The 24927-nt window shown below is 71.1% G+C and carries 22 protein-coding genes and 1 pseudogene; 12 read left to right on the top strand and 11 right to left on the bottom strand.

Annotated elements, in window-relative coordinates; all coding sequences use genetic code 11:
- The first annotated feature begins 322 nt into the window (after positions 1-322).
- Positions 323-877 carry a DUF1203 domain-containing protein gene (locus ACFXPL_RS25495; RefSeq protein ID WP_384923815.1) on the top strand — a complete coding sequence of 185 codons (555 nt, stop codon included), beginning with the start codon at positions 323-325 and terminating at the stop codon, positions 875-877.
- A 47-nt stretch (positions 878-924) separates the two neighbouring features.
- Here ACFXPL_RS25495 and ACFXPL_RS25500 read toward each other — a convergent pair whose 3' ends face one another.
- From ACFXPL_RS25500 to mshD, 4 genes are all read right to left on the bottom strand, one after another.
- Positions 925-1410 carry an NUDIX hydrolase gene (locus tag ACFXPL_RS25500; RefSeq protein ID WP_384923816.1) on the bottom strand — a complete coding sequence of 162 codons (486 nt, stop codon included), beginning with the start codon at positions 1408-1410 and terminating at the stop codon, positions 925-927.
- A complete protein-coding gene (locus ACFXPL_RS25505; protein WP_384923879.1) occupies positions 1407-2417 on the bottom strand; it encodes a CHAD domain-containing protein in 1011 nt (336 codons plus the stop codon). The genes ACFXPL_RS25500 and ACFXPL_RS25505 overlap by 4 nt, the downstream gene beginning before the upstream one ends.
- Before the next feature lie 151 nt (positions 2418-2568).
- On the bottom strand, positions 2569-4815 hold the full coding sequence (locus tag ACFXPL_RS25510) for an RNA degradosome polyphosphate kinase (protein WP_384923818.1): 2247 nt from the start codon (positions 4813-4815) through the stop codon (positions 2569-2571).
- Between the two features lie 427 nt (positions 4816-5242).
- Positions 5243-6208 carry a mycothiol synthase gene (gene mshD, locus ACFXPL_RS25515; protein ID WP_384923820.1) on the bottom strand — a complete coding sequence of 322 codons (966 nt, stop codon included), beginning with the start codon at positions 6206-6208 and terminating at the stop codon, positions 5243-5245.
- A 218-nt stretch (positions 6209-6426) separates the two neighbouring features.
- Here mshD and ACFXPL_RS25520 point away from each other — a divergent pair, with 218 nt between their 5' ends.
- Positions 6427-8259 (top strand): bifunctional metallophosphatase/5'-nucleotidase, encoded by a 1833-nt coding sequence (locus ACFXPL_RS25520; RefSeq protein ID WP_384923822.1) that lies wholly within the window; start codon positions 6427-6429, stop codon positions 8257-8259.
- A gap of 128 nt (positions 8260-8387) precedes the next feature.
- Here ACFXPL_RS25520 and ACFXPL_RS25525 read toward each other — a convergent pair whose 3' ends face one another.
- Entirely contained in the window at positions 8388-8993 is a 606-nt protein-coding gene (locus ACFXPL_RS25525; RefSeq protein WP_384923823.1) for a TetR/AcrR family transcriptional regulator, read from the bottom strand.
- A gap of 142 nt (positions 8994-9135) precedes the next feature.
- On the opposite strand from ACFXPL_RS25525, the gene ACFXPL_RS25530 reads away from it, so the two are divergent.
- On the top strand, positions 9136-10053 hold the full coding sequence (locus tag ACFXPL_RS25530; protein ID WP_384923825.1) for an alpha/beta fold hydrolase: 918 nt from the start codon (positions 9136-9138) through the stop codon (positions 10051-10053).
- 1136 nt (positions 10054-11189) lie between these two features.
- Here the strand turns inward: ACFXPL_RS25530 and ACFXPL_RS25535 are convergent.
- Complete coding sequence (locus ACFXPL_RS25535; protein ID WP_384923827.1) at positions 11190-11372, bottom strand: hypothetical protein; 183 nt, start codon at positions 11370-11372, stop codon at positions 11190-11192.
- Positions 11369-11845 carry an ATP-binding protein gene (locus ACFXPL_RS25540; RefSeq protein ID WP_384923829.1) on the bottom strand — a complete coding sequence of 159 codons (477 nt, stop codon included), beginning with the start codon at positions 11843-11845 and terminating at the stop codon, positions 11369-11371. The genes ACFXPL_RS25535 and ACFXPL_RS25540 overlap by 4 nt, the downstream gene beginning before the upstream one ends.
- A 243-nt stretch (positions 11846-12088) precedes the next feature.
- On the opposite strand from ACFXPL_RS25540, the gene ACFXPL_RS25545 reads away from it, so the two are divergent.
- Positions 12089-12940 carry a DUF5753 domain-containing protein gene (locus ACFXPL_RS25545; RefSeq protein ID WP_384923830.1) on the top strand — a complete coding sequence of 284 codons (852 nt, stop codon included), beginning with the start codon at positions 12089-12091 and terminating at the stop codon, positions 12938-12940.
- 13 nt (positions 12941-12953) lie between these two features.
- Positions 12954-13148, top strand: coding sequence for a DUF397 domain-containing protein (locus tag ACFXPL_RS25550; protein ID WP_384923832.1), 195 nt, complete (start codon positions 12954-12956; stop codon positions 13146-13148).
- 291 nt (positions 13149-13439) lie between these two features.
- Here ACFXPL_RS25550 and ACFXPL_RS25555 read toward each other — a convergent pair whose 3' ends face one another.
- The gene (locus ACFXPL_RS25555) at positions 13440-14375 is read right to left on the bottom strand and encodes an NAD(P)-dependent oxidoreductase (RefSeq protein WP_384923834.1); all 936 of its coding nucleotides are present in this window, start codon (positions 14373-14375) and stop codon (positions 13440-13442) included.
- A 128-nt stretch (positions 14376-14503) separates the two neighbouring features.
- On the opposite strand from ACFXPL_RS25555, the gene ACFXPL_RS25560 reads away from it, so the two are divergent.
- Both ACFXPL_RS25560 and ACFXPL_RS25565 read left to right on the top strand, forming a co-directional pair.
- Complete coding sequence (locus tag ACFXPL_RS25560) at positions 14504-14872, top strand: winged helix-turn-helix transcriptional regulator (protein ID WP_384923881.1); 369 nt, start codon at positions 14504-14506, stop codon at positions 14870-14872.
- Positions 14873-15089: 217 nt separating this feature from the next.
- Positions 15090-16295, top strand: coding sequence for a S8 family peptidase (locus ACFXPL_RS25565; protein ID WP_384923836.1), 1206 nt, complete (start codon positions 15090-15092; stop codon positions 16293-16295).
- A gap of 80 nt (positions 16296-16375) precedes the next feature.
- Here ACFXPL_RS25565 and ACFXPL_RS25570 read toward each other — a convergent pair whose 3' ends face one another.
- A complete protein-coding gene (locus tag ACFXPL_RS25570) occupies positions 16376-17149 on the bottom strand; it encodes an AraC family transcriptional regulator (RefSeq protein WP_384923838.1) in 774 nt (257 codons plus the stop codon).
- A 117-nt stretch (positions 17150-17266) separates the two neighbouring features.
- Between ACFXPL_RS25570 and ACFXPL_RS25575 the strand changes: the two genes are divergently transcribed.
- A complete protein-coding gene (locus ACFXPL_RS25575; protein WP_384923883.1) occupies positions 17267-18061 on the top strand; it encodes a sulfite exporter TauE/SafE family protein in 795 nt (264 codons plus the stop codon).
- A gap of 151 nt (positions 18062-18212) precedes the next feature.
- Here the strand turns inward: ACFXPL_RS25575 and ACFXPL_RS25580 are convergent.
- Together ACFXPL_RS25580 and ACFXPL_RS25585 are read right to left on the bottom strand one after the other, a co-directional pair.
- Positions 18213-19290, bottom strand: a pseudogene (locus ACFXPL_RS25580) (transposase).
- A gap of 76 nt (positions 19291-19366) precedes the next feature.
- Complete coding sequence (locus tag ACFXPL_RS25585) at positions 19367-19936, bottom strand: GNAT family N-acetyltransferase (RefSeq protein ID WP_384923840.1); 570 nt, start codon at positions 19934-19936, stop codon at positions 19367-19369.
- A 276-nt stretch (positions 19937-20212) separates the two neighbouring features.
- Here ACFXPL_RS25585 and ACFXPL_RS25590 point away from each other — a divergent pair, with 276 nt between their 5' ends.
- The 4 genes from ACFXPL_RS25590 (at position 20213) to ACFXPL_RS25605 (ending at position 24904) form a co-directional block, all read left to right on the top strand.
- Entirely contained in the window at positions 20213-21355 is a 1143-nt protein-coding gene (locus ACFXPL_RS25590) for a hypothetical protein (RefSeq protein ID WP_384923842.1), read from the top strand.
- Between the two features lie 206 nt (positions 21356-21561).
- Positions 21562-22332: a DUF4157 domain-containing protein gene (locus tag ACFXPL_RS25595; RefSeq protein ID WP_384923844.1), complete on the top strand. Its 771-nt coding sequence runs from the start codon at positions 21562-21564 to the stop codon at positions 22330-22332.
- Between the two features lie 186 nt (positions 22333-22518).
- Positions 22519-23436 (top strand): phosphatidylinositol-specific phospholipase C, encoded by a 918-nt coding sequence (locus ACFXPL_RS25600; protein WP_384923846.1) that lies wholly within the window; start codon positions 22519-22521, stop codon positions 23434-23436.
- Positions 23437-23593: 157 nt separating this feature from the next.
- The gene (locus tag ACFXPL_RS25605; protein ID WP_384923848.1) at positions 23594-24904 is read left to right on the top strand and encodes a DUF2993 domain-containing protein; all 1311 of its coding nucleotides are present in this window, start codon (positions 23594-23596) and stop codon (positions 24902-24904) included.
- Positions 24905-24927: the final 23 nt, after the last annotated feature.

Genomic DNA, 24927 nt, shown 5'->3' on the forward strand with positions numbered 1-24927 from the left:
GGCGGCGTGCGTCGAGGTGGCCGGTGCGGCGCTTTAACCGTCACCGTGTAAGGCCGAAATTAGGCAGATCAGGTGAAGCCGCCGACGGAAGGGGGTGAACGGAAGGTGAACCTCGCCGGACACCCTGGTGTTCGAGTGCGGGGTGTTCGCGTGGGGCGCGGTCCCGACCCGTACGGGGCGCGGAAGGGGCGCCTCCGGTACGGCGGCCGACGCGGAAGAAGGCCTCCCGTACGGCGGCCCGGATGTTCGCGCGGCGAACCGCGGCGGGCTCGTCGTCCGAATGCCGCCAGCGTGCCGGGAAGGGGGCACGAAGACTGGGCGTATGAGCGCATACACACCCCTGGCCGGTTACCTCCCGTCGACCGTGTACGTCCCCTTGCCCATCGCTGCCGACGCCCTCAAGGAGCTTCGTGACACGGACGACTCCGGGCGGGCCCCGCGGCCGTTCACCGCGCGGGAGGACGGCGTGCCCCTCGCCTGCCTGGGCAGTCCGCTGCGCTGCTGCCTGCGGGGCGTCGTCCCCGGCGAGCGGATCGCCCTCGTCTCGTACGCGCCCCTGCGGCGCTGGGCGGCGGCGTACGGGGCCGAGCCGGGGGCGTACGACGAAGCGGGGCCGGTGTTCATCCACGCCGAGGCGTGCGCGGGGCCGCAGGGCGCCCCCGGGTACCCCTTCGCGCGGCCCGGGGCGCTCCGTACGCTGCGCCGGTACGACGCCCGGGGGCGCATCGCCGGTGGACGGCTCTTCGAGGTCCCCGAGGACTGCACGGCCGGTTTCGACGGGGCCCTCGCCGACGCCTTCGCGGAGCCGGAGGTGGCGCTGGTGCACGTACGGGCCGTGGAGTACGGCTGCTTCCAGTTCGAGGTACGGCGGCCGTAGCGAAGAGGCCGGGAAGAGGCCGGGAAGCCTCTCGACGCCGTCCGGGTTCAGGTCGCGTGCAGGGCGGCGAGCAGCGCGTCCACCAGGACGCGGTCGCGCGGCTGGGTCAGACGCGTGCGGGCGGCCTCCGGTGTCAGCCAGGTGATGCTGTCCACCTCGCTGTTGGGGACGAAGACGCCGACCGTCGCCTCGGCCGCCCAGTAGGTGACCTCCTTGGGGCGGCCCTGGGCCAGGTAGTGGACGGTGTTCAGGCGGGCGCCCGGCGCGCAGTGGTGGCCCGTCTCCTCCAGGACCTCGCGGACCGCGCCCGCCAGGGCGCTCTCGCCGCGCTTGAGCTTGCCCTTGGGGTGCGACCAGTCGTCGTACTTGGGCCGGTGGACGAGGCAGATCTCGACCCCGTCCTCCTTGGACGGGGCCCGGCGCCACAGCACGCACCCCGCCGCCAGGACCGTTCCCTGGCCCTTGGGCCCGCCCGTACCGTTCGTTCCGCCCGTACCGTTCGTTCCGCCCGTACCGTTCGCAGGCTCGGTCATCGCGTCACCGCCGCCTTCTGCCAGAGCTGCTGGAACGCGAAGCGCGCCGCCTCGACCTCGTGGCGCTGGTCGGCGTGGAGCACGCCCAGCGCGTACGCGGTCGTCGGGGCGATCCGGGGCGTGCGGGCCGCGTTCGCCGCCGCCGCTGCCGCCTCGGCCGCGTCGCGGTGCCGGTCCAGGGTCCGGCCCGCCGCGAGCAGGGCCGGATCGGGGGCGCCGCCCGCGCACCACACCTCCTGGGTGTAGCGGTGCAGCCGCAGCAGCCGCCGTACCTGGTGCCACGGCGCGTCCTGCGCCTCCCCTTCGGACGTGGTGGCCAGGCCGTGCACCAGCGCCTCCGCGTTGTACGGATGGGCCGCGCGCGCCAGTGGCAGCGCGGCCACGGCGTCGAGGAGCTGGGCCTCCGTCGCCTCGCCGGGGCCCGACAGCACCTCGACCGCGGGGGCGCCCGCCATCGGCGCCAGTGGCACCTCGGAGGCGAGTACGGCCACCGCGTCCGCCACCGCGTGGAAGCGGGAAGAGCCCAGCGCCTGGAGCGCCGAGGAGTGGGCGCGCGTCCTGGCCAGGGTGAGCTGGCGGTCCAGCAGCGCGCCCGCCCGGGACGCCCCGACCGTCAGCGTGCCCACGGCCAGGGTGCCGGTCCGTGCCGTACCCGCCGACGCCGTACCGGTCGGTGACGCGGTGGCGGCCTGCGGCACCGCCGCCCCCGAGAGCCGGGCCAGCGCCCCCAGCAGCCGGTGCAGCCGGTTCGTGCAGGCGTGCTCCAGGGCGAGGGTGCCGGAGAGCCAGCCCAGTTCCGTACGGAGCTGGTCCGCCGAGACCGGGTCGAGCAGCGGCCGGTACGTGTGCAGCGCGCCGCCGATCCGGCGCGCCGCGCCGCGCAGCGTACGGGCCGCCTCCTCGGCGGCGGCCGTGTCCGCGCCGCTCTCGCCGTACAGTCGCAGCCCGCGCAGGAAGTCGCCCGCGCGGGCGTGCAGGTACCCGGCCAGGATCTCGCCCGCCGTCAGCCGCCCCGCGACCGGAACCGCGGAATCGGCGGGGCCGGCGGGATCGGTGAAATCGGCAGGGCCGCTCAGGCCGGCCGGAGCGGCCGGATCGGCGGGGGCCGGTGGTGCGGACGGCACCGTTCCGGATGTCGCGCCCCGGTCGGTGTCCACTTCATGGTGCTGCACGCCGGCGCCTCCGGGCGTCTATGAGCATTTCCTGTACGTGCCGCAGCGGCTGGCCCTCCGCGTCCACGGAGTGCCGGGTCCAGTTGCCGTCCGCGCCCAGGTGCCAGGAGGACGTCGTGTCGGACATCCCGGTCTCCAGGAGCCGGGTGATCGCCGCGCGGTGGGCCGGGTCGGTGATCCGGACGAGCGCCTCGATGCGGCGGTCGAGGTTGCGGTGCATCATGTCGGCGCTGCCGAGCCAGACCTCCGGCTCGCCGCCGTTGCCGAACGCGAAGATCCGGGAGTGCTCCAGGAAGCGCCCCAGGACCGACCGCACCCGGATGTTCTCCGACAGGCCCGCCACTCCGGGCCGTACGGCACAGATCCCGCGCACCCAGATGTCCACCGGGACACCCGCCTGCGCCGCCCGGTAACAGGCGTCGATGGTCGCTTCGTCCACCATCGAGTTGACCTTGATACGGACATAGGCGGGGCGCCCGGCGCGGTGGTGCGCCACTTCCTTGTTGATCCGGGAGATGAGCCCGTCCCGCAGGGACTTCGGGGCGACCAGCAGCCGCCGGTAGGTCTCCCGGCGGGAGTAGCCCGACAGCCGGTTGAAGAGGTCGGAGAGGTCCGCGCCGACCTGCGGGTCGGCGGTGAGCAGCCCCAGGTCCTCGTAGAGCCGGGCCGTCTTGGGGTGGTAGTTGCCCGTGCCGACATGGCTGTAGCGGCGCAGGGTCTCGCCCTCCTGCCGTACCACCAGCGACAGCTTGCAGTGCGTCTTCAGACCGACCAGCCCGTACACCACGTGGCAGCCGGACTCCTCCAGCTTGCGCGCCCACTTGATGTTGGCCTGCTCGTCGAAGCGCGCCTTGATCTCGACGAGGACGAGGACCTGCTTGCCGGACTCCGCCGCGTCTATCAGCGCGTCCACGATCGGGGAGTCGCCGGACGTCCGGTACAGCGTCTGCTTGATGGCCAGCACGTCCGGGTCGGCCGCCGCCTGCTCCAGGAACGCCTGGACGGAGGTGGAGAACGAGTCGTACGGGTGGTGCAGCAGGACGTCGCGCTCGCGCAGCGCCGCGAATATGTCGGGCGCGGAGGACGACTCCACCTCGGCGAGATCGCGGTGCGTGCCCGCGACGAACTTGGTGAACTTCAGCTCCGGCCGGTCCAGCGACGAGATCCGGAAGAGCGCCGTCAGATCCAGCGGCCCCGGCAGCGGATACACCTCCGCGTCGGACACCTTCAGCTCGCGGACCAGCAGGTCGAGGACGTACGGGTCGATGGACTCCTCGACCTCCAGGCGCACCGGCGGCCCGAAGCGGCGCCGCATCAGCTCCTTCTCCAGCGCCTTGAGGAGGTTCTCGGCGTCGTCCTCCTCGACCTCCAGGTCCTCGTTGCGCGTGACCCGGAACATGTGGTGCGCGAGCACCTCCATGCCGGGGAACAGCTCCTCCAGGTGCGCGGCGATCACGTCTTCGAGGGGTACGTAGCGCTGCGGCGACGCCTCCAGGAAGCGGGCCAGCAGCGGCGGCACCTTCACCCGCGCGAAGTGCCGGTGACCACTGACCGGGTTGCGCACGACGACCGCGAGGTTGAGGGAGAGCCCTGAGATGTACGGGAAGGGGTGGGCCGGGTCCACCGCGAGGGGGGTGAGGACCGGGAAGATCTGCTGGCGGAACAGGGTGAAGAGACGCGCCTGTTCCTTCTCGGTCAGCTCGGGCCAGCGGATGATGTGGATGCCCTCGTCGGCCAGCGCGGGGGCGATGTCCTGCTGGTAGCAGGCGGCGTGCCGGGCCATGAGCTCGCGCGACCGGGTCCAGATCAGGTCCAGCACCTCACGCGGCTGGAGGCCGGAGGCGGAGCGGGTGGCGACACCGGTCGCGATGCGCCGTTTCAGGCCCGCGACCCTGACCATGAAGAACTCGTCCAGGTTGGACGCGAAGATGGCGAGGAAGTTCGCCCGTTCGAGGAGCGGCGTCGCCGGGTCCTCGGCCAGCTCCAGCACCCGCTCGTTGAACGCGAGCCAGCTCCGCTCACGGTCCAGGAACCGGCCCTGGGGCAGCTCGGCGCCGCCGTGGTCGCGGTCCTCCTCGTACGCGTCGAGGTCGGAGTCGAGATCGGGTTCGAGATCGCCCGCCGACCCGGTCGTGGCGACCGTATGGGGCCGGTGCGCGGCTATGAAGCCGACGGACGGCTGCTGAGGGGGCTGGGAATGCTGGACCGGAACCTCGGCGGGCTGGTGGCTCATGTCCCCATTCTTCCGCGCAGAGGGTACGACAGGCGCGTCGGAGAGAGCGGGGGTGAGACGGATCCTGCCGTTCGGAGCGGTCCTGGCGGCGGGAGTGCCGTTCGCGGTGGCTTTCGGCCTGCGGTTCGGGGTGGCGTTCGGGGTGCCGTCCGGGGTGGGGGGTACAGCGGGCTCGGGCTGCATTCACCGAGGGTCGCAAGGGCTTCTGAATGGCCGGTAACGGTGACATGACATGCAGGGAAGCGGGGCGGGTCCCGCCGGGGCCGACCGTACGGTACGTACGCCGTTCGGGTGGCCGGGGGTGGTGCGGTGCGGGGCGGTGCGGGAGGCCGGGCCGGCCGGTGCGGGTGCGGGGTCCGGCCCGGAGCGGGGGGCCGGGACCGGCCCCCCGACCCCGCGCCGCCCCCGGGCCCGGACCCGTACGTACTCAGGTCTCCGTGCGGTACATCAGGTCCACCTCGTGCGTGACGAAGCCCAGCCGCTCGTACACCGTCACCGCCGCCGTGTTGTCCGCGTCCACGTACAGCATCGCCGTCGGCAGCGCCTGCGCCGCCAGGTGCCGCAGTCCGATCGCGGTGAGCGCCTTGCCGAGGCCGCCGCCCTGCGCGTCCGGCTTGATGCCGACGACGTACACCTCGCCGAGCTGCTCCTCGGCGTGCACCTTCGTCCAGTGGAACCCGATCAGCTCCCCGTCCCGCTCGGCGAGGAAGAACCCCTTCGGGTCGAACCACGGCTCCGCGATCCGGTCGTCCAGGTCCCGCTGGGTCAGCGAACCCTGCTCCGGGTGGTGGGCGAAGGCGGCGGCGTTGACCGCGAGCCAGGCCGTGTCGTCCTGCCCGGGGACGAAGGTGCGGACGGTGACCCCGGGCGGCAGCACCGGCTCCGCGATGCCCAGCGGGGCCAACGGGCGGCGGAGCTGCCGCAGTTCGCGGAAGAGCGTCAGCCCGAGCACCTGCGCGAGATGGCGGGCGGCCGACTTCCCGCCGTGCGCCCAGGCCCGCAGCCGCTTCCCGGAGGCGCCCAGCAGCGCGTTGCCCAGCGCGCGGCCGTGGCCCCGGCCGCGCCGCCCGGGGTGTACGACCAGCTCGACGGCCGGCGCCTCGATGGGGTCGGTGTCCTCCAACTGCCCGTATCCGACCAGCTCCCGCGCCCCGCCTTCTCCCTGATCGGATCCGGTGTCGCCGCCCTCCCGGTCCGCGGTGACCAGGAAGTGCCGTACGCCCTCGCGGTGTCCGCCGCGCAACTGGAGCCGCCCCTGCTCGGAGACGGCCTGCACCCCGTCCGTGGCGGCTGCTTCGGCGAGGAGGCCGAGGACGTCCTCGGCCTGCTCCGGGGTGAGCGCGTCGAGGGTCTGGATCTGCCGGCCGGACTCGCGGGTCACTGCGTCTGTCATGCGTCGAGGGTACGGCGGCGGCGCGGCCCGGGAGGGGTACGGGCGGGGTACGGGGCGGAGTGGTGCGCGCGGTACGGCCGCAGGGTGCGCGCGGTGCCGACCGGTGACGTACGCGCAAAGGCAACCCACTCGTAACCCGCCGCCCCTGTCCGAGCTACGCGCGTTGACTCTAGGCTGCCGCTCGCAGGCTCCAGACTTTTGAGTTCATAAGGGGATCGATGTCAGCGACACCGCAGAAGAACCGCGCGGCACGGCGGGTGCTCGCCGCTGCCGCCGGTCTGGCCACCGCAGGCGCCCTCGTCGCCGCGATGCCGGCCACCGCACAGACCCCCGCACACGGCGGCGGGCACGGCTTCAGCCACTCCAAGCCGAAGCCGAAGCCCAAGACGGTCGACGTGCAACTCCTGTCCTTCAACGACCTGCACGGCAACCTGGAGGCGCCGGCCGGCTCCGCCGGAACCGTCACCGAGCAGCAGGCCGACGGCACGACCAAGGCGATCCCCGCCGGCGGCGTCGAGTACCTGGCGACCTCGCTGCGCACCGCGCGCAAGGGCCAGCCGTACTCCATCACCGCCGCGGGCGGTGACATGGTCGGCGCGAGCCCGCTGCTGTCCGGTCTCTTCCACGACGAGCCGACCATCGAGGCGCTCAACAAGATCGACCTCGACGTGACGGCCGTCGGCAACCACGAGTTCGACGAGGGCGCCACCGAGCTCGGCCGCCTCCAGAACGGCGGTTGTCACCCGACCGGGGGCTGTTACGAGAAGGGCAAGAAGTTCAAGGGAGCCGACTTCCCTTACCTCGCCGCCAACGTGACGTCGGAGAAGACCGGCAAGCCGGTCCTCAAGCCGTACACGGTGTGGAAGAAGAACGGCGTCAAGATCGGCTTCATCGGGGTGACCCTGGAGGGCACGCCGAACATCGTGACCGCCGAGGGCGTCAAGGGCCTCAAGTTCCACGACGAGATCGAGACGGTCAACAAGTACGCCAAGGAACTGGACAAGCAGGGCGTCAAGTCGATCGTCGCGCTGATCCACGAGGGCGGCGCGCCGGCCTCGACCGCGTACAACTACGACTGCGACAGCCCCGGCGCCGGCAACGGCATCTCCGGGCCGATCGTCGACATCGCCAAGGGCATCTCGCCGAAGGTCGACGCGCTGGTGACGGGCCACACGCACCAGGCGTACGCGTGCACGATCCCGGACCCGTCCGGCAACCCGCGCCTGGTCACGTCCGCTTCGTCGTTCGGCAAGCTCTACACGGACACGACGCTCACCTACGACCTCCGTACGAAGGACATCGTGCGGGCGGGCGTGAAGTCGGCCAACCACATCGTCAGCCGTGACCAGGCCAAGGCCAAGGACATGACCGACCTGATCGCGCGCTGGAACAAGCTGGCCGCGCCGATCGCCAACGCCCCGCAGGGCTACATCTCGGCGGACATCAACGGGCGTGGCGCCACGACGCCCGAGACCCCGCTCGGCGACGTGATCGCGGACGCGCAGCTCGCGGGCATGGCCCCGGCGGACAAGGGCGGCGCGCAGATCGCCTTCATGAACCCCGGCGGGATCCGCTCCGACCTGGTGCACAAGGCGTCGGGCAGTGAGGGCGACGGGGTCGTCACGTACGGCGAGGCGTTCACCGTGCAGCCGTTCACCAACATGATGAACGCCGTCGACCTGACCGGCGCGCAGCTCATCACCGTGCTCCAGCAGCAGGTCAGCGGCTCGAACGAGGCGTCGCCGAAGATCCTTCAGGTCTCGAAGGGCCTCACGTACACCCTGGACATGACGAAGTCGGGCGCGGCCCGTGTCGTCACGGACTCGGTGAAGCTGAACGGTGCGGCGATCGACCCGGCGAAGACGTACCGCGTCGCGATGAACGAGTTCCTCGCGGGCGGCGGCGACGGCTTCGCGGCCCTGGGCCAGGGGACGAACAAGCTGGTCGGCGCGTCGGACCTGGACATGTTCAACGCGTACCTGGCGGCGAACTCCACGGCGCAGGCGCCGCTGGCGCCCCCGGCCGCGGACCGCATCACGATCATCAAGTAGCGGCGGCGGCGGGTACTGATCGGTGCCCGTCGGGGCCGGTCGGTACCGGCCGGTTCTGCCCGAAGGGCGGTGGGCTCCTGGCCCGCCGCCCTTCGGCGCGTACGGGCGCCATGGCCGGCCCGCGGTCGTCACCCGCTCCGGAAGACGCGGTCCAGATGGTGGGTGAGTACCGCGACGGCGGACTCCGGGCTCCGGTGCCCGGCCAGGATGCTCGTACCGAGCCCCGCCGTCAGTGCGAGCAGGCTGATCGCCTCCGTACGCGGGTCCGTGTCCGGCCGCGTGAGCCCCGCCTCCCGCGCCTGCTGGAGCAGCCCGGCCACGGCGTCCTCGGCGGCGGCCGGGTTGTCGGTGAAGGGCTGGGCGGCGAGCGTCCTGTCGGTCATGGCCAGCACGGCGTACGACGTGTAGACGAGGTGGAAGGTACGGCTCTCCTCGTCGGTCGGCAGCGACACCAGCAGTACGGCCTCGACCGTCGCACGCGGACCCGGGTCGGCCCCCACGGCGGCGAGCCGGGCGGCGACGCGCTCGGTGAACCGCCGGGCCAGGCGCTCCAGGCCGTAGAACAGCAGCTTCTCCTTGGTCTGGAAGTAGTACTGCACCAGGCGCAGCGACACCCCCGCCTCCGCCGCCACGTCACGCATCCCCACGGCGTGCAGGCCCTGCCTCGCCGCCACCCGGACGAGCGCGTCGGCGATCTCGGTCCGCCGCTCCTCGTGATCCACCCGCTTGGGCATCGGCCGCCTTCTCCGCTCGTCGGTTTCCCTCGCCCGCACGCCGGGCGAGGCCGGGCGAAGGCGGGCGGTTTCATGGTACAGCCGTACCATCTTCATGGTACGGTCGTACCATAAAGAAGATTGCCTCCGGAGGTGGCCCGCCATGCCCGAGACGACGACCCGGACCCGGCCCGATGTCGGCCGCTATGTGAACGACGCCCTGCGGGACCGCTACTTCGCGGCCTGCGACGCGCTCTACGCGCTGGGGGCGCCGGCCGTCGCCGAGACCGATGTGGAGACCGGCTTCGGCACCACCCACGTCTACCGGTACGGCCCCACGGATCCCGCCGCCGCGTCCCGCACCCCGGTCGTCCTGGTGCACGGGGCGGGCAGTTGCTCCGCCATGTGGTACCCCAACACCCCCGCCCTCGGCGCCGAGCGCCCGGTCTACGCGATCGACACCCCGGGCGACCCCGGACGCAGCGTGCAGCGCGAACCCATCCACCAGCCCGAACGGGCCGCACAGTGGCTGGACGAGACGCTCGCGGGCCTCGGCCTCGACCGCGTGCACCTCGTCGGCAGTTCGTACGGTGGATGGCTCGCCCTCAACCAGGCGCACCGTGGGCCCGGTCGCCTCGCCTCGGTCACGCTCCTCGACCCCGGCGGACTGGAGAAGGTGGGCCTGCGCTTCTTCGTCTGGATCTTCGCCGGCCTCTTCGCGACCTCCGCCCCGAAGCGGCTCCGCCCCCGCCTGGCCGCCTGGCTGGAACAGCCGGTCCTCGTCGTGCCGGAGCTGCGCGCCATGATCAGGGCCAGCGTCCGCGCGTACCGCATCCGCCGCCCGGCCCCGATCCCCCTGTCCGAGGACGAGCTGCGCACCATCCGTACCCCGCTCCACCTCGTGCTCGGCAGGCGAAGCCTCCTGGTCCACCCGAACCGCCAGGCGGAACGCGTCCCACGCCTGATCCCAGGAGCCCGGGCCGACATCATCTCCGACACGGGCCACGGCCCCCAGATCGACCACGCGGACCAGGTCAACACCCGGATGCTGGCGTTCATGGCCTCGGTCGACCGAGGGTGACGGTGCGGGTCGCTGGGCGCTGATCGCTGGTTGCGGGTCGCTGGTCCGCTGTCCGCTGTCCGCTGTGGGGTGCAGGTTCGGGCGGGGCCTGTCGGGGCGGGCCCAAGGTGTCTTATGGCGGGCGGGGCCGCCCCCTCCCTGATCCGATGGTCGCGGTTCCGTGCCGGGAGTCAAGGGCGCTCCGACGTCGCGGCGGCTTCGCCGATGGCCTTCGGTCACCCTTGACTCCCGTCCCTCCACCGCTGGAAAGGGCGGTGGGAGGGGGCGGCCGGGGGGGAGGGGTCCCCTGGGAAACTCCCTCGTCCTACCGGTCCGTTCCAGACTTGCGGGCCGGTTCGCCCTGCGGGGCGCGCGGTAGTGGTGTGGGGTGGTGGCGCGTTTCGTCAAGCGTCCGTCGACCGGTCGCGTGCTGAGCTTCATGCCCGCTGGTCGCCCGCCGTGGGTGGGGGCGGGGGTTTCTGTGTTCCGGCCGATGGGGTTCGCGTGGGGCCCCCGGGCGCATGGTCAGTCCGGGGTGCTGGGGTGCCGGGGTGGGCTGGAGGTCTGCGGGTTCGGGGCGGGTGTGACGTGTGGGGCGGGGGAGGCGTCTGACGGGGAGGGTGTGTACCCGGAGTCCCGCCTGAGTGCGCTCCCGGTACACACCAACGGAATATCTGGCCCTCAACCCCCAGAGAATTTGGGCAAACCGGGGCATCTGCGACACCTTGTGCTCGGGGAGACGTCCGCCCTGTATCCCGGCACCAACCGGCATCGACCGGCACCAACCGGCACTGACCGGCACCCCGGCAGCCCCGGCACCGACCGGCACCCCGGCAGCCCCGGCACCGACCGGCACCGCCCCGCACTCCCTCCCCTCCCCTCCCATCCCCACCCCTCCCGGCCATTCACCACCGCCCCCCACCCACGACGAATGACCAGCGGGGCATGAAGCCCAGCGCACATGCGGTGGGGAGCCGCTTGACGAAGCGCGTCACCACCCCACTCCACGACCGCGCGCCCCGCAGGGCGAACCCACCCGCCGGCCTGGAACCGACCCGAGGAGTGGAAGCGCTTCCCAGGGGCCCCGCCCCCGTCGCCCGCCATGAGGCGTCCCTGGTCACTTGGATCGGCCTTCGGCCTGAACCCGCGCGCGGCCCTTACCAGTGGTCCTCGCGCCGGGGTTCCCCCGGTCCGGGCCGCCGTCGGCTGCCGGGGTCGCGCCGGTGGCGGTGCCCGTGGCCTGGCACGGGAGTGAACATCAGCCCTCCCGCCACCAGCGCCAGCGCGACCCCGGCCACCACGAAGTCCCACAGCAGGGAGCTGGTCGCGGGCTGCGTCACGCTCCCACGACCTCGCTCCTGGCGAGCGTGAACCAGACGGCTTTCGCCCGGGGTGAGCAGGCTCCGTAGATCGTCGTGCCCCACGCGCGGGCGAGGGTGTCCACGAGGTGCAGCCCCTGGCCGTCCTCGAACTCCTGGCCAGGCCAACGGTTCTGAGGCATCGGCAGAGCCCAGGGTTTGTCGTCCGTGACCGAGACGGTGACCTGCTTCCGGTTGATGGTCACGTCGATACGGATCTGCCGTGTGCGGGTGTGCCGATGGGCGTTGGTGACGATCTCGGTGACGCACAGACGCGCGTCGTCCACGAGGGCGGAGTGCCTGCCGACACGCAGAAGTGATCCGACGAAATCCCTTGCGATTCTCGGGGCGTTCACCGTGTTCGGCACGGCGAGCCGGTAGTGCTCGCCGCCCTGAGGTGCCGGTGGTGGCGCCGGAAGGGCGGGAGGTGCGGGAAGGGCGGTAACGGTGGTCATGTCGTCGTCTCCCAACGCGGTCTGAGCCGGTTGCGCTGCTCGCCATGCGTGGCATCGGCCGTACCTGCGCAGAGTTCAGGGCGCGCTGGAGCGGCTGCACTTCGGTCTTACTGACGTGCGACGCGGTGATGAGGCGACGCTAGCGCACCATCTAACTTGTTGTATCAAGTCCAATACATTTTGTTAGCAGTGGACCCCCATATGAGTGAGGGTGACACTGAGACCTGACACGAGGAGACGCCGATGCCGCCAAGGAAGCCACCCACCGCGCGACAGGCCCGACTGGGCGCCGAACTGCGCAAGATGCGTGAGCACGCAGGCCTAGCTCCGGCCGCAGCAGCGGCTCTGCTGGGCACCGACCGCACCACGATCAGCAACACCGAATCGGGAAGATTCGGCGTGAGTGGCGCGCGCGTGCGTTCCTGGGCCGGGCATTACGAGTGCCCTGACGCGGCGTATGTCGATGCGCTCGCCGACATGGCGGAGGAGCGCATAAAGGGGTGGTGGGAGGAGTATCGGGGCGATCTCACCAGCGGTGCCCTGGATCTGGCCGAGCTGGAGTATCACGGCGTCGGCATTCGATCGGTGCAGATCATGCATATGCCCGGCCTGCTCCAGACCGAGGATTACGCACGCGCCGTGTTCGCGGAGGATGTGCCGCCGTCGAGCCCGGCGCGCCGACGACGGCAGCTCTCGCACCGGTTGAAACGACGGGATGTCCTCGACCGGCCCGACCCGCCCGCGTGCGTCTTCCTTGTCCACGAGGCGGCGCTGAGGATGACCTATGGCGGCGCCAAAGTGACTCGCGGCCAACTCGACCACCTGCTCAAGGAGTCGGATCGAGACAACGTCACCGTCCGCGCGATCCCGTTCGCGGCAGGCGGTTTCCCGCACGCCAGCAGTTCGACACACTACGTCTACGGCCCCGTTCCGCAGCTCGACACCGTGCAGACCGACACCGCGACCGGATCGGGGTTTTTGGATGCCGAAACGCGTCTCATGAACTGGCGGGCGGTGTTGGACCGGATCGAGGAGAAGTCTCTCGACCCGGAGAGTTCACGAGACTTCATCAGAAAGATCGCACAACAAGTATGAAGGCGTGAAAACCATGGAAATTCAGTGGCGCAAGTCCTCGAAGTCCTCCAACGCCGAGGACTCCAACTGCCTGGAACTTGCCAGACAGGGCGACGAGATCCTGATGCGTGAGAGCGACAATCCGAACGTCGTCATCCGTACGACCCGTGCCAAGCTCCGTGCCTTCCTCGGTGGCGCCAAGGAGGGCGAGTTCGACGACTTGGCCTGAGGTGTCGAGCGGTTGACGCGGGCGGTTCCCATCGGCGCAGGTGGGGGCCGCCCGTTCCGTTGCCGTACAAAATGCAGAGAGATATCGACTCACACGTTAGACGTAAAACACTTGATACACGCCTCTGGGTGACGCTATGGTCGCTCTGTGTCGCTGACCGGCCTGTCCGTCGATCGGCGTAACTCTCCCTCCGACTGCGCCAGTTGGGAGAACACCGATGGCCCGCCCCCGCTCGCCGCTCGTCACGCCGGCCAAGAGCGGGGGCGGGCGTCGCGTACCCCCGGCCCGTCCTCAGCCCAGCAGGTCGACCATTCCCGCGAAGCCCTCCCGGCCGCCCCCGGTCTCGGCCCGGCGCCGCATCAGGTCGAAGACAGAGGTCAGCAGTTCGGGGCTGACGTTCTGGTCCTGCGCCGTGCTCAGGAGGGTTTTGATGCCCGCGACCTGCATGGCCAGGCCCGACGTGACGCCCGACTCGTAGTCGCCGCTCTCCAACTGCTCGCCGATCTGCGGAATCATCGTGGACATCGCGGCCACCCACTGCGCCAGCAGCGGCGCGAACTCCGCCGGTGAGATGTCCTTCTCCCCGCGTACCAGCGCGAACGCGTGCGCGGCGCCCGCGATCATGCCGTACATCCCGCTCAGCAGCGCCACGTCCTGGAGCGCGGCATGGCCGGGGTTCCCGCCGACGAATCGGGTGCCCGCAGGGGGCGCCAGAGTCGTGCGGTGCGTCTCGAAGAGGTCCTGGGATCCGCTGTAGAGGACGTAACCGCCTGCCTCGGGTGCTCCGATCATCGGCGGTACGGCCATGATTCCGCCGCTGAGGAAGCGCGCGCCGCGCGCCTCGGCCCATGCGGCGCGGGTCCGGGCCTCGGACGGGGTTCCCGTGGTGAGGTCCACCAGGTCCTTGCCGGTCAGGTCGGCGTCCGCCAGTGCCGCGCCGACCGAGGCGTCGTCCAGCAGGCAGGTCACGACCAGCCCGTTCTCGGCCACCGCTTCGGCGGCGCTCGCGGCGGGCCTGGCACCTTCGGCGATCAGCGCCTCCGCTCGGCTCGGCGTGCGGTTCCAGACGGTCAGGGAGTATCCGACGGCGAGCCAGGCGCGGGCGAACGCCGTGCCCATCGCCCCGAGTCCCAGGAGGGTGAGGGAGGGGGAGGCGGATGGAGAAACGGAGGGGGAGGCGGACGGGGAAACAGAGGAGGAAATGGCGTCAGAAGGGGTGTCAGTCATGGCACTTAAGCTGGTCGACAACTCGGGGGGCAACAAGTACCCACTTCGAAGTGGGCACTTTCCCCGAGGTATATATCCAGGTGATCCAGGGGATCCACGTGGTGCGGGACGGGGGAGGGGCGAGCGCGATGGCGACCGTGGGCAGGCCGGGCGCGCCCGACGCGTACCACTGTGGGATCGACGCGGCCATGGACGTGATCGGCGGGAAGTGGAAGGTCCTGATCCTGTGGGCGCTTGAGGGGGGCCCGCGCCGTTTCGGCGCGCTGCGGCGGATGCTTCCCGGTGTCACGGAGAAGGTCCTCACCGCCCATCTGCGTGAGCTGGAGGCGCACGGCATCGTGTCCCGCGAGGTGTACGACGAGGTGCCGCCGCGTGTCGAGTACGCGCTGACCGCGTCCGGTGTCGCCCTGGAGCTGGCGCTCCGTCCGCTCGGACTGTGGGGGCGGGAACACGTCCTCGGGAAAGCTCCGCGGACGAGCCCCACCGACATTCCGTAGGCCGCGCAAGTCGCCGCACAGGCCGCCGCGCAAGTCGCCGCACAGGTCCCGGCGCAGCTCACCGTCCCGCTCCCGCCCGTTACTCCATCCGGCCATCAGTGCGGGCGAGCGCTCAAGGCGTGCCGGGTGCCGGGACGAAAGAGAGGTGTTCGGACATCGTCTGATGTATCCCGCCCGGGACGCGTCCGGCGATCAGCCACCTGCAAGGAGTACACACATGCGCCTGCGCGCACGCTGGGCATCGGCCGCCCTTCTGCTGCTCGTTCCCCTGGTCGCCGGTACGGGTACCTCTGCCATGGCGGCGGATCCCGACCGGGGGCTGATTCCGGTGGAACGTTCCGCCCAGGCGGTTCCGGGGCAGTACATCGTCTCCCTCAAGCCCAGGTTCTCGCCGTCCACGGTTCTGCGGCAGCTCCGGGTCAGCGCCCTGCACACGTACGAGACCGTCTTTCCCGGGTTCGCCGCCACGCTGAGCACGTCCGAGCTGGATCTGGTCCGCCGTTTCCCGGCTGTCGCGGCCGTCGAGGAGAACGCCGTGGTCACGGCCAACTCGCCGGCGACGAAGGCCGGGGCCCTGGCCGGCCGTCAGGCGCGGGTGCCGGCCCTGAGCTGGGGGCTGGACCGGATCGACCAGCGGAATCTGCCGCTAGACGGGCAGTACGACGTGAAGGGCACGGGCAAGGGCGTCACCGCGTACATCGTCGACACCGGGATCGAGACCGCGCACAGCGAGTTCGGCGGCCGGGCGAGCGTCGGGTTCGACTCGGTCGGTGACGGACAGAACGGGCAGGACTGCAACTCCCACGGCACGCACGTGGCGGGGACCGTCGGCGGTTCCGACTACGGCGTGGCCCGTGAGGCCTCGCTCGTCTCCGTCCGCGTCCTCGGCTGCGACGGCAGCGGTTCCTGGGCCGGGGTCATCGCCGGCTTCGACTGGGTGGCCAAGAACGCCAAGCAGCCGGCGGTCATGAACGCGTCCATCGGCGGATCGAAGTCCACGGCCGTCAACGCGGCGGTCAACTCCGTCGCCAACAGCGGTGTCCCGCCGGTCGTGGCGGCCGGCAACGAGAACCAGAACGCCTGTGACGTCTCGCCCGCCGGCGCGTCCAAGGTGATCACGGTCGGGGCCACCGACAGGGAGGACCGGCAGGCCACCTTCAGCAACTGGGGCCCGTGCCTGAAGCTGTACGCGCCCGGGGTCGACATCGTCTCCGCCAAGCTCGGCGGCGGGTACAAGACGCTCAGCGGAACTTCGATGGCCAGCCCGCATGTCGCCGGTGTCGCCGCGCTGCTCAAGGGGAAGTACCCGACGGCCTCCCCCTCGGCCGTCTCCGCCTGGCTCGTGGAGGAGTCCGACAAGGACCTGGTGACGTCGATCGGGGCGGGCTCACCCAACCGGCTCCTCTACACCGACGGTCTCTGACGGCTGTCGGTTTCCGACGGCTGTCGGTCTCTGGCCTGCCGCGCTGTACGACCCCGTCGGCCTCCCGCCCGGACTTTCCCCTACGGGCGGGAGGCCGACGCCGTGAATCGGGACGGCGGCATGCCGAACGCGCGCGTGAACGCGGCGGTGAACGCGGCGGGAGAGGCGTAGCCGATACGGGCGCCGACCTCGCTGACCGACGCGGTACGCAGCAGGGGGACGGCGGCGAGCAGGCGGGCGCGGGTCCGCCAGACGGCGGGGCTGTCACCGGCCTCGGCGCGGAAGCGCCGGGTGAAGGCCCGTTCACTCATGGCCGTTCGCGCGGCCCACGCGGCGTTGGTGACGCCGGCGTCCGGGGCGGCCAGATACGCGCGGCACAGCCCTGCCAGGTCTGCGGCGGCGGGGATCCCGACGTGGAACGGGAGCGGGGCGCGCTCGGCGATCTCGTACAGGAGGAGCGCGGCGATGCTCCCCTCCCGGCCGGAGCGGCTGTAGTCGGCCTCGAACTCCTCGGCGGCCAGGAGCAGTTCACGCAGCAGCGGCGGCACGTCCACGACCGTGCAGCTGCCGGGCCACCAGGGGACGGCGTCCGGCTCGATGTACAGGCTCCGTGTGCTCACCCCCAGCATGCGGACCCGGTGCCGGGTGGCGGCCGGAATCAGGACGGCACGCTCGGGCGGCACGGTCCAGGTGCCGTCGGCGGTGTCGACGACCATGACCCCGGTGGCGCCGTGCAGGAACTGCGCGCGCCGGTGTTCGTGCCAGTCCAGTACGTGGCCGGGCGGGTAGTCGGTGCCGATCGGCAGGACGGCCCGGTCGACGTGGTCCACCTCGGCCAGCGGCACGTTCCTCATCGTTCCACCGTACCGGCCGACACTCGAAGGAACTGTGCCGACCATCGCATGCGGGCCTCCCGTCGTAGCTGGTGGAGTGGGCGGGTGGATGTGCCTGTGGACGTACCTGTGGACGTGATGGCGTTGATCGGGATCGGACTCCTCACCGGGGTGACGACGGTGTTGTTCGGGTTCGGCGGCGGGTTCGTCGCGGTGCCGGTCGTGGTGTGGGCGGACGCCGCGCTCGGCGCGGACGCGATGCGGGTGGCGACGGCCACCTCCGCGCTGGTGATGGTGGTGAACGCGGGGTTCGCGACGGCCGTCACACCCCGGCGGGTGCTCCTCGCGCTCCGTGGCAGCGGTACGTTGCTCCTCCTGCTGGCGGCCGGTGGATCGGCGGGCGCGCTCGCCACGCGCCTCGCCCCGCCCGATCCGGCCCGGTGGGCGTTCGTCGCGTACGTCGCTCTCACCCTCGCCGATCTGCTCCTGCGCCCCGGCTTTCTCCGCCCTCGCCCCCCGGACGAGGCACCCTCCGGGGCTCCGCGTCCGCTGCCGGCCGTCCTCGGGGTGCCGGTCGGCGCCGTCGCTGCCTTCCTCGGTGTGGGAGGCAGCGTCATGACCGTCCCCGCGATGCGGCGGGCCGGGCACACGATGCACACGGCGACCGCGCTGGCCAACCCCCTCACCCTCGCCATCGCGCTCCCGGCCACCGTGGTGTCCCTGGGCGGCACCGTGGTCCCCGCCGCCGTGGACGCGCACGTACACCTGGCGGGGCTCGTCGACCTCCGCGCCGCGTCGGCGCTGCTCCTCGGGGCCCTGCCGGTGATCGCGGTACTGCGGCGGCGCCCGCCGCGGATCCCCGACCGTACCCACGCCTGGGCGTACATCGGGCTGCTGGCCGTGGTGACGGTCGCGATGCTGTTCGCGGCGTAGCGCGGGGCCCTGGCTAGGAGCGTGGGTCGGTAATGGCCCGGCCGACGAGCGGTTGTGGATCGGCTGATGGCCGGTCGCGGCCGTTCGTTCGGGCCTGGTGCCGCGGTGGTGGGCTCGGTGGGCCGTTGTTCAGGGGGCTCCGGCCGGGCCGTCAGGCTCTGGCGGTGGCCAGCCCGGCGGTTCCGGCGTGCCGGAAGATCTTGCGGAGGTTGTGGCAGGCCGCCAGGAGTCGCCATTCGCCACGGGCCCCGTTCTCACCGCGCAGCAGCAGTTCACGGCCATCCTGGCAGGTCATAATCTGGCCGAATACGGGTTCGGCGATGGCTTTGCGGCGGCTGTAGGCGGCGCGGCCGGGTTTGGTCCGCAGCTTGCGGGCCATGCGCTCACGGGCCGTGGCGTCCTGTGGGATGCGTCCGTGCGGTGCGGCGCTGACCTGCTCGTCGTGGGTCAGACGACCGGTGGCCATGAACGTGTCGGTGCCGTGTTCTCCCTTGCGGTCGGCCGCGGCCGCGAGGTTCGCCTCGGAGCAGTACCTGCGTCGACCAGCGCCTGCTTGGGATGGATACCGGTGTTCGCGGCGGACTGGTCGAGCATCATGGTGTAGTTCAGCACGTCCGAGGGGTTCGTCGTCCATCGGCGGCGGTGATGATCTGGTGCGCGCCGTCCACGACGGCCTGGGCGTTGCAGGCCTGGATGTAGGCCCCGTCGCTGCTCATCGCCTTGTGCTTTGAGGCATTGGCCTCAAGCTTCGTGCCGTCCAACGCCACCCTGCCCATCTTCACCATGCCCAGCCTCTGCGCCAGGTGCGGCGACTGGGTGAAGATCCCGGCCAGGGCGTCCAGGTGCCGGGCCCGGAACCTGGATATCGACCGGTAATCCGGGCCTGCCCCGGCGGCCAGGTAGCGGAATGCCACATCGTCCACGCACCTGCGCTCGATCGCCCGCGACGAGCGCATCCCGGTTGTGTAGCCGTGGATAAGCAGCCGGACCATCAGACGCGGGTCATACGGCGGGAACCCGCGCTTCTCGGTGTAGGCCGCCAGGATCGGGGCCAGGTCCAGGACCTCGTCGACCAACGCGGCGACGAACCGCGCCAGATGGTCCTGCGGCAACCACTCATCCAGCGACGGCGGCAGCAACATCATCTGATCGGGGACGAACACCCGGAACGTCTTCTTCACCGGCACCGGTGGTGCGGTCTGCGGCTCCACCACCGCCGCCGTATCCACCTCGAACAGGCCATCCCCACCAGACGTACCAGGATTCTTCCATGCGGAAGATCACGAACAGGAGGCGGCGTCGGGCTCAACTGCCTGATTGACCGCCGATGTCCGCGGCCAGCGCCGCGTAGATGTACTCGCTGCCCCAGCGATCCCCGTCGAGGTCGTTTTCGACCAGGTGCGCCTCCCGACGCATCCCGAGGCGCTCACAGACCCGCACAGACCCGGTGTTCTCCACATCCAGCCGTGCGTAGAGCCGGTGCACGCCCAGCCTGCCGAAGGCAAACCCGGCCAGCGCGACGGCCGCTTCGGTCGCATAGCCGTGCCCCTGGTGACGTGGGTCGAGAGTCCAGCCGATCTCGGCCTGGGCGGTGCGGGCATTGGCCAGTGTGAGCGTCACCTCGCCAAGGACGCCGGGCTCATCGCGTCGGCACACAGCAAGCGCCAGCTTGTCCCCGTCGGCGCACCAAACCGAGTGCGAAGCGCGCTCGGCCGCAACCTGCTCGCTGCGCTCCCGCGTGTGCGCCGGCCGGTACAAGTAGCGCGCCACGCTCGGCAGGCTCTGGTAGGCGTACAGGTCGTCGGCGTCGCCGGGAGTGAACAGACGCAGCGACAACCGGGGCGTGGTCATCGGCAGCAGCGAGGCGATGACCATGAGGACCTCCAGGACGCGGAATCAAGATGCGGATTGTCGCATCACGACTGACGGGCAGCCACGCCTTTTCAACAGCAGCGCCCGACAGCCCCAGCTACCACGAGGCGCGGCATTCCGGGAGTTGTTTACTGACCCGCGCTCCTGGGGGAGGGGTGAGGCGCGGGCCGGGCAACGGCTGTGCCCCCGGCGGCGTCCGCGGGGTCCTCCGCCGCTGCGCCGTGGCACTGGTTGACTGGGCGGCGATCCGTGCCCGTGCAGCCTGAAGGAGACGGTCTGTTGCCAGCCCTCGAAGAGAAGTCGGTCATGGGGGCCGAGCGGGTACCGGCGAAGCGGGCGACGCCGGTCGCGCCCGTACCGGCGTCCGCGTCGCCGGACACCGCGTACGCCGGGAGAGCGGGCGAACCGAGTCAGGCGTCGATGCTGGCGTGGCAGGGCTCCGCGGGCAACATGGCCGTCGTGCAGAGGCTGGGGGCGGACCAGCACCGTCCCCAGCCGTCGAGCGGCCGTTCACCGGCGGGCCAGGGCGGTACGGGGACGGTGCAGCGCGCCCCGGTGCCGATCCAGCGGGCGCGCCTGTCGAGCGGGAAGATCGCTTTCACCAACCTGAACCAGAAGAACGAGAAGTACCGCGAGAAGGCCACGCGCGTGCTCCAGCTCCTGTCGTCGCACGAGTCGATCCAGAAGTTTCTGGGCAACCGCAAGTGCGACATCGTCATCGAGCAGCGGACGACGCAGACTCCGGCGGACGTGGTGGACCGCGGGCCGGACGGCGTCACGGTCACCCTCGCCGCCTACTACTTCGAGAGCTACGACATCGGCTACATCGCCGGCATGCTCGCCCACGAATTCGCGATCCACCCCATGGCGGACAGCAAGCCTCACCTCGGGGAGGAGGAGGCGGGCTTCAAGGGGCTCCCCTTCCCCGTGCCGGGTCTTGAGGAGAGCCGTGGCGGCGCCAAGATGATGAACTCCGACGACGCCAAGCAGTCCGACCACGTGCTCGGCGCGATTCCGGGCAGTCCCCGCTACGAGGTGTACAAGTCCGTCACCCTCGAAATGGCGAATCTGCTCATGCAGGACGTGCAGAACAAGGAGCCGAACGCCAAAGCGCAGGACGTCACGGATCTCCTCGACTGCTTCCTGATGGACATCGCGAGCATCGCGGCGACCAACGACGACCGGCTCAAGGGCACGCCGGAGAAGTCGGGCGCGATGCAGGTCCGCAAAGACATCGCGTCGGTCTACAACCGGTACAAGGCGCTGGTGAGCGCGGGCTTGCCGGAGGCGTCCCCGATCAAGCCGTTCTTCCCGCAGGACAAGACCCATTGGGGCGTCCTGAAGGACTTCGGCACCATCGCGGCCCGGGTCGCGGGCGGGGCGGTGGGTGCACCGAGCATCGACAAGGGCGAGGACGAGTGAGGGTTACGACGGCTGCGGGTGATGGCAAGGGCGACGGCCGAGGGCGGCGACGGCCGAGGCGGGGTGCCGGAAGTGTGTGAGGCGGGTGGTGCGAGGGCAGGAAGCGTGCCTCCAGCGGTGTCCTCGGGGCCCTTCAGCCCGTCGGCTCTCCCGGGGTTTGATAGCAGGTCAGCTCTTGCCCGGCGTTCTGTGAAGGAGACGGTCCCTTGCACGGCCACGAAGAGAAGTTGAACAAGGGTGCCCAGCCGGGCGGTGTCGCGGGGCGGCAGTCGGTCCCGCTCGCGCGGTCGGCCGAGTCTCCCCTCATGGCGCCCCACACGGCGCACGGCGCGGGAGCGGACGGCGGCCGGAGTCCGGCGTCGATGATGGTGTTGCAGCGTTCCATGGGCAATGCCGCGGTCGTCCAGTTGCTGGCGAACGAGCGGCACGAGCACGGTCCGGCGTGCGGCCACGAGGCGGCGGCAGGCGCGGGAGCCCCGTCCGCCGCGGCCGTGCAGCGACGGGTGAGCCCGTCCTCGTACGAGGACGAGATGCAGGGCCCTTCGCTCGTGCACGACGTTCTGGGGAAGTCGGGACAGCCGATCCCCGACCCGCTCCGCCACGAGATGGAGGCGCGGCACGAGGGCGCGGACTTCTCGACCGTACGTCTGCACGACGACGTCGTGGCGCAGCGTTCGGCGGCGGAGATCGGGGCGCACGCGTACACCTCCGGGGAGCACATCGTGCGCGGGAAGGGCGGCTTCGACAACATGACGCTGGCCCATGAGCTGAAGCACGTCCTCCAGCAGCGCAGCGGCCCCGTCGAGGGAACGCCGACCGGGGACGGGCTGACGATGAGCAGCAAGGGCGACCGTCACGAGCGGGAGGCGGAGGACTCCGCGGTGGAGGTGATGCAGGGGCCGGCGCCGGTGCAACGGGCCGCGACGGGGCACGACTGTTCGGGCAGTGGGCACCGCCATGAGGAAGAGGAACGGTAGGCGGGGGCGGTGACCTGCCGGGCGGGCCCCGGTGGCTTCGTGCCCCGGTGATCTCACCCACCCCTGGTGATCTCCCCCTGGTGACCTCATCCTCCGGCGACCTGTTCCTTTGGTGACGTGTACCCGTCATAATCCGAGGGCTGTTTTCTTCCCCTTGCCCTTTACGGACGACGGAGGCACCCCCACATGAGCGCATCCCCCGGTACCCGCCGCGGCTTTCTCGCCGGCGCCCTCGCCGTATCCACCACCGCCCTGGTGGGCGCGGGCGCCGTCGGCGGAACCGCCTTCGCCGCGACGGCCGGTGCGAACACCTCCCCACGCGTCCTCGCCACCCACGACTGGATGGGCGGCTTCGCCGACTCCACCCCGGTGCAGCGCCTGACCATCCCTGGTACGCACAACTCCGGCGCCCGCTCCGGCGGGCTCTACGTGGCCTGCCAGAACACCTCCATAGCCGACCAGTTGACCAGCGGCGTCCGCTTCCTGGACATCCGCTGCCGGCTGTTCGAGGGGGCGTTCACCATCCACCACGCCGCGTACTACCAGAACCTGAACTTCGACGACGTCCTCAACGCCTGCCGCGACTTCCTGCGGGCCAACCCCTCCGAGACCGTCCTCATGCGGGTCAAGCAGGAGTACTCCAGCGAGAGCGACGCCGAGTTCCGGCGGATCTTCGACACGTATCTCGACGGCAAGGGCTGGCGCTCCCTCTTCCGGCTCGACGGCGGGCTGCCCACGCTCGGCGCGGCGCGCGGGCGGGTCGTCCTGCTCGGGGACAACGGTGGACTGCCCGGCCTGCGGTACGGGGACGGTGGGCTCTTCGACATCCAGGACGACTACCAGGCGGAGCCGGGCGCCAAGTACCCCAAGATCGAGGCCCAGTTCCGGAAGGCCGCGACGCAGCCGGGCAAGCTGTTCGTCAACTACGTCAGCACGGCGGCCCTGTTGCCGCCCCGGTGGAACTCCGACCGGCTCAACCCGCAGGTGCACGGCTTCCTGGACGGGTCGGAGGCGAGCGGCTGGCGCGGGCTCGGGATCGTACCGCTGGACTTCCCGGCCACCCGGACCGGACTGGTGGAGTCGCTGATACGGCACAACGGCTGAGCGGAGAGGGCCGGCGGGGGCGGGGTGCGGCAGGGGGCGTGTGGGGGCCGGAATCGCGAGATCCCCCACATGAATAGCCGGACGATCCGGGGTGTAAGCCCTGATATCTCCGACGGAACGGGTGTGCTCGACCGGCGGGGCGTGTTGGGATGAGTCGATGCGACCCCCCACCCGCATACCCGAGCACCTGTCCGCCCCCGAACCGCGCACCGGCCCCGCCCCCACACCGCGCACCGCGCCGAACCCGTACGACGAACTGGCTCAACTCGCCACACCTGAGACCGAGTTCGTCCATGAACCGCGTGATCCGCAGGCTCTCGGTCTGACGTCCGACCGTGACGACGACGACTGGACCCCGCCCGACCACAGGAGGGGCGGGAAGCGCGGGAAGAGCAGCGGGCGGAGCGGGCGGAGCGGGCGGAGAGGAGCCTGGGGCCGCCGCCTCGGTTCCCTCTCCGCCGCGCTGAAACTCAGCGTCACGCTCGTCGCCTGTACGGCGTTCCTGCTGCTCGCGGACCGTGCCGCCCTGCTCTACGCGCAGGACAAGGCCGAGGAGAAGCTTCAGGATTCGCTCGGCCTGGCGACCCCTCCGGCCGTCGACATCCACGGCTTCCCGTTCCTCACCCAGGTCGTCGGCAAGCGGCTCGACCGCGTCGACGTCACCGTTCCCCACGTCGCCGCCGACCGGGTCTCGCTGGCCGAGGTACGGGCCAGCGCCAGCGACATCCGGGTCGTCGGCGATCTGCCCACCGCCGTCAAGGGCGCGGTCGTCAGCCGGATGGACGGCGACGTCCTGCTCAGCTTCGACGACCTCAACCGCGAGCTGGGCGCCTCCCAGGTCACGTTCACCGACAACGGCGCGGGCTCCGTACGACTGGCGGGATCGCTGCCCGTGGCCGGCTACGACCTGCGGGTACGGGCCGACGCGCACATCAGGAACGACGGCGGCAAGGCGGTGTCCACCACCGTGGACGGCATGCGGCTCGACATCCCCGGCGTGGCCACGTACCGGCCGGGCAAGGACCGCGCCCACTCCGGGCTGCGGCTGGCGCCCGAGGCCGCCGGGCTGATCGCGAAGGAGAAGAACCGCGCCCGCGAACTGCTGGAGGTGCCCGCCGTCGTGAAGGCGCTCGGGGTGGAGCAGGCGGACGTGGACCGGGCGCTGCGCAGCGAGGAGGCGCTGAGCCGGTTCACCGGGCGGCCCCGCTTCGTCCAGGAGCTCATGCGGCTCAACCTGGTCGACGTCGTCGCCGGCAACCCCGGGCTGCTGAAGCGGGCCGGGATCGATCCGGCGCTGGTCGACGCGCTGCTCAACCTCCGCCCGCCGGAGCTGTCCGACCGGCTCTCGCTCTCCTTCAAGCTGCCGAAGACCCCTGGTGACCTGCGGTTGCAGCACATCACCGTGGAGCCGGAGGGGATCAGGGCGCGGCTGGTGGGGTCGGCGGTACGGCTGGGCGGGGCGACGTAACAAGGGGGCGGGGGCGGCACGAC

The sequence above is a fragment of the Streptomyces sp. NPDC059092 genome, from assembly GCF_042756365.1.
In the GTDB taxonomy this organism is placed as follows: Bacteria; Actinomycetota; Actinomycetes; order Streptomycetales; family Streptomycetaceae; genus Streptomyces.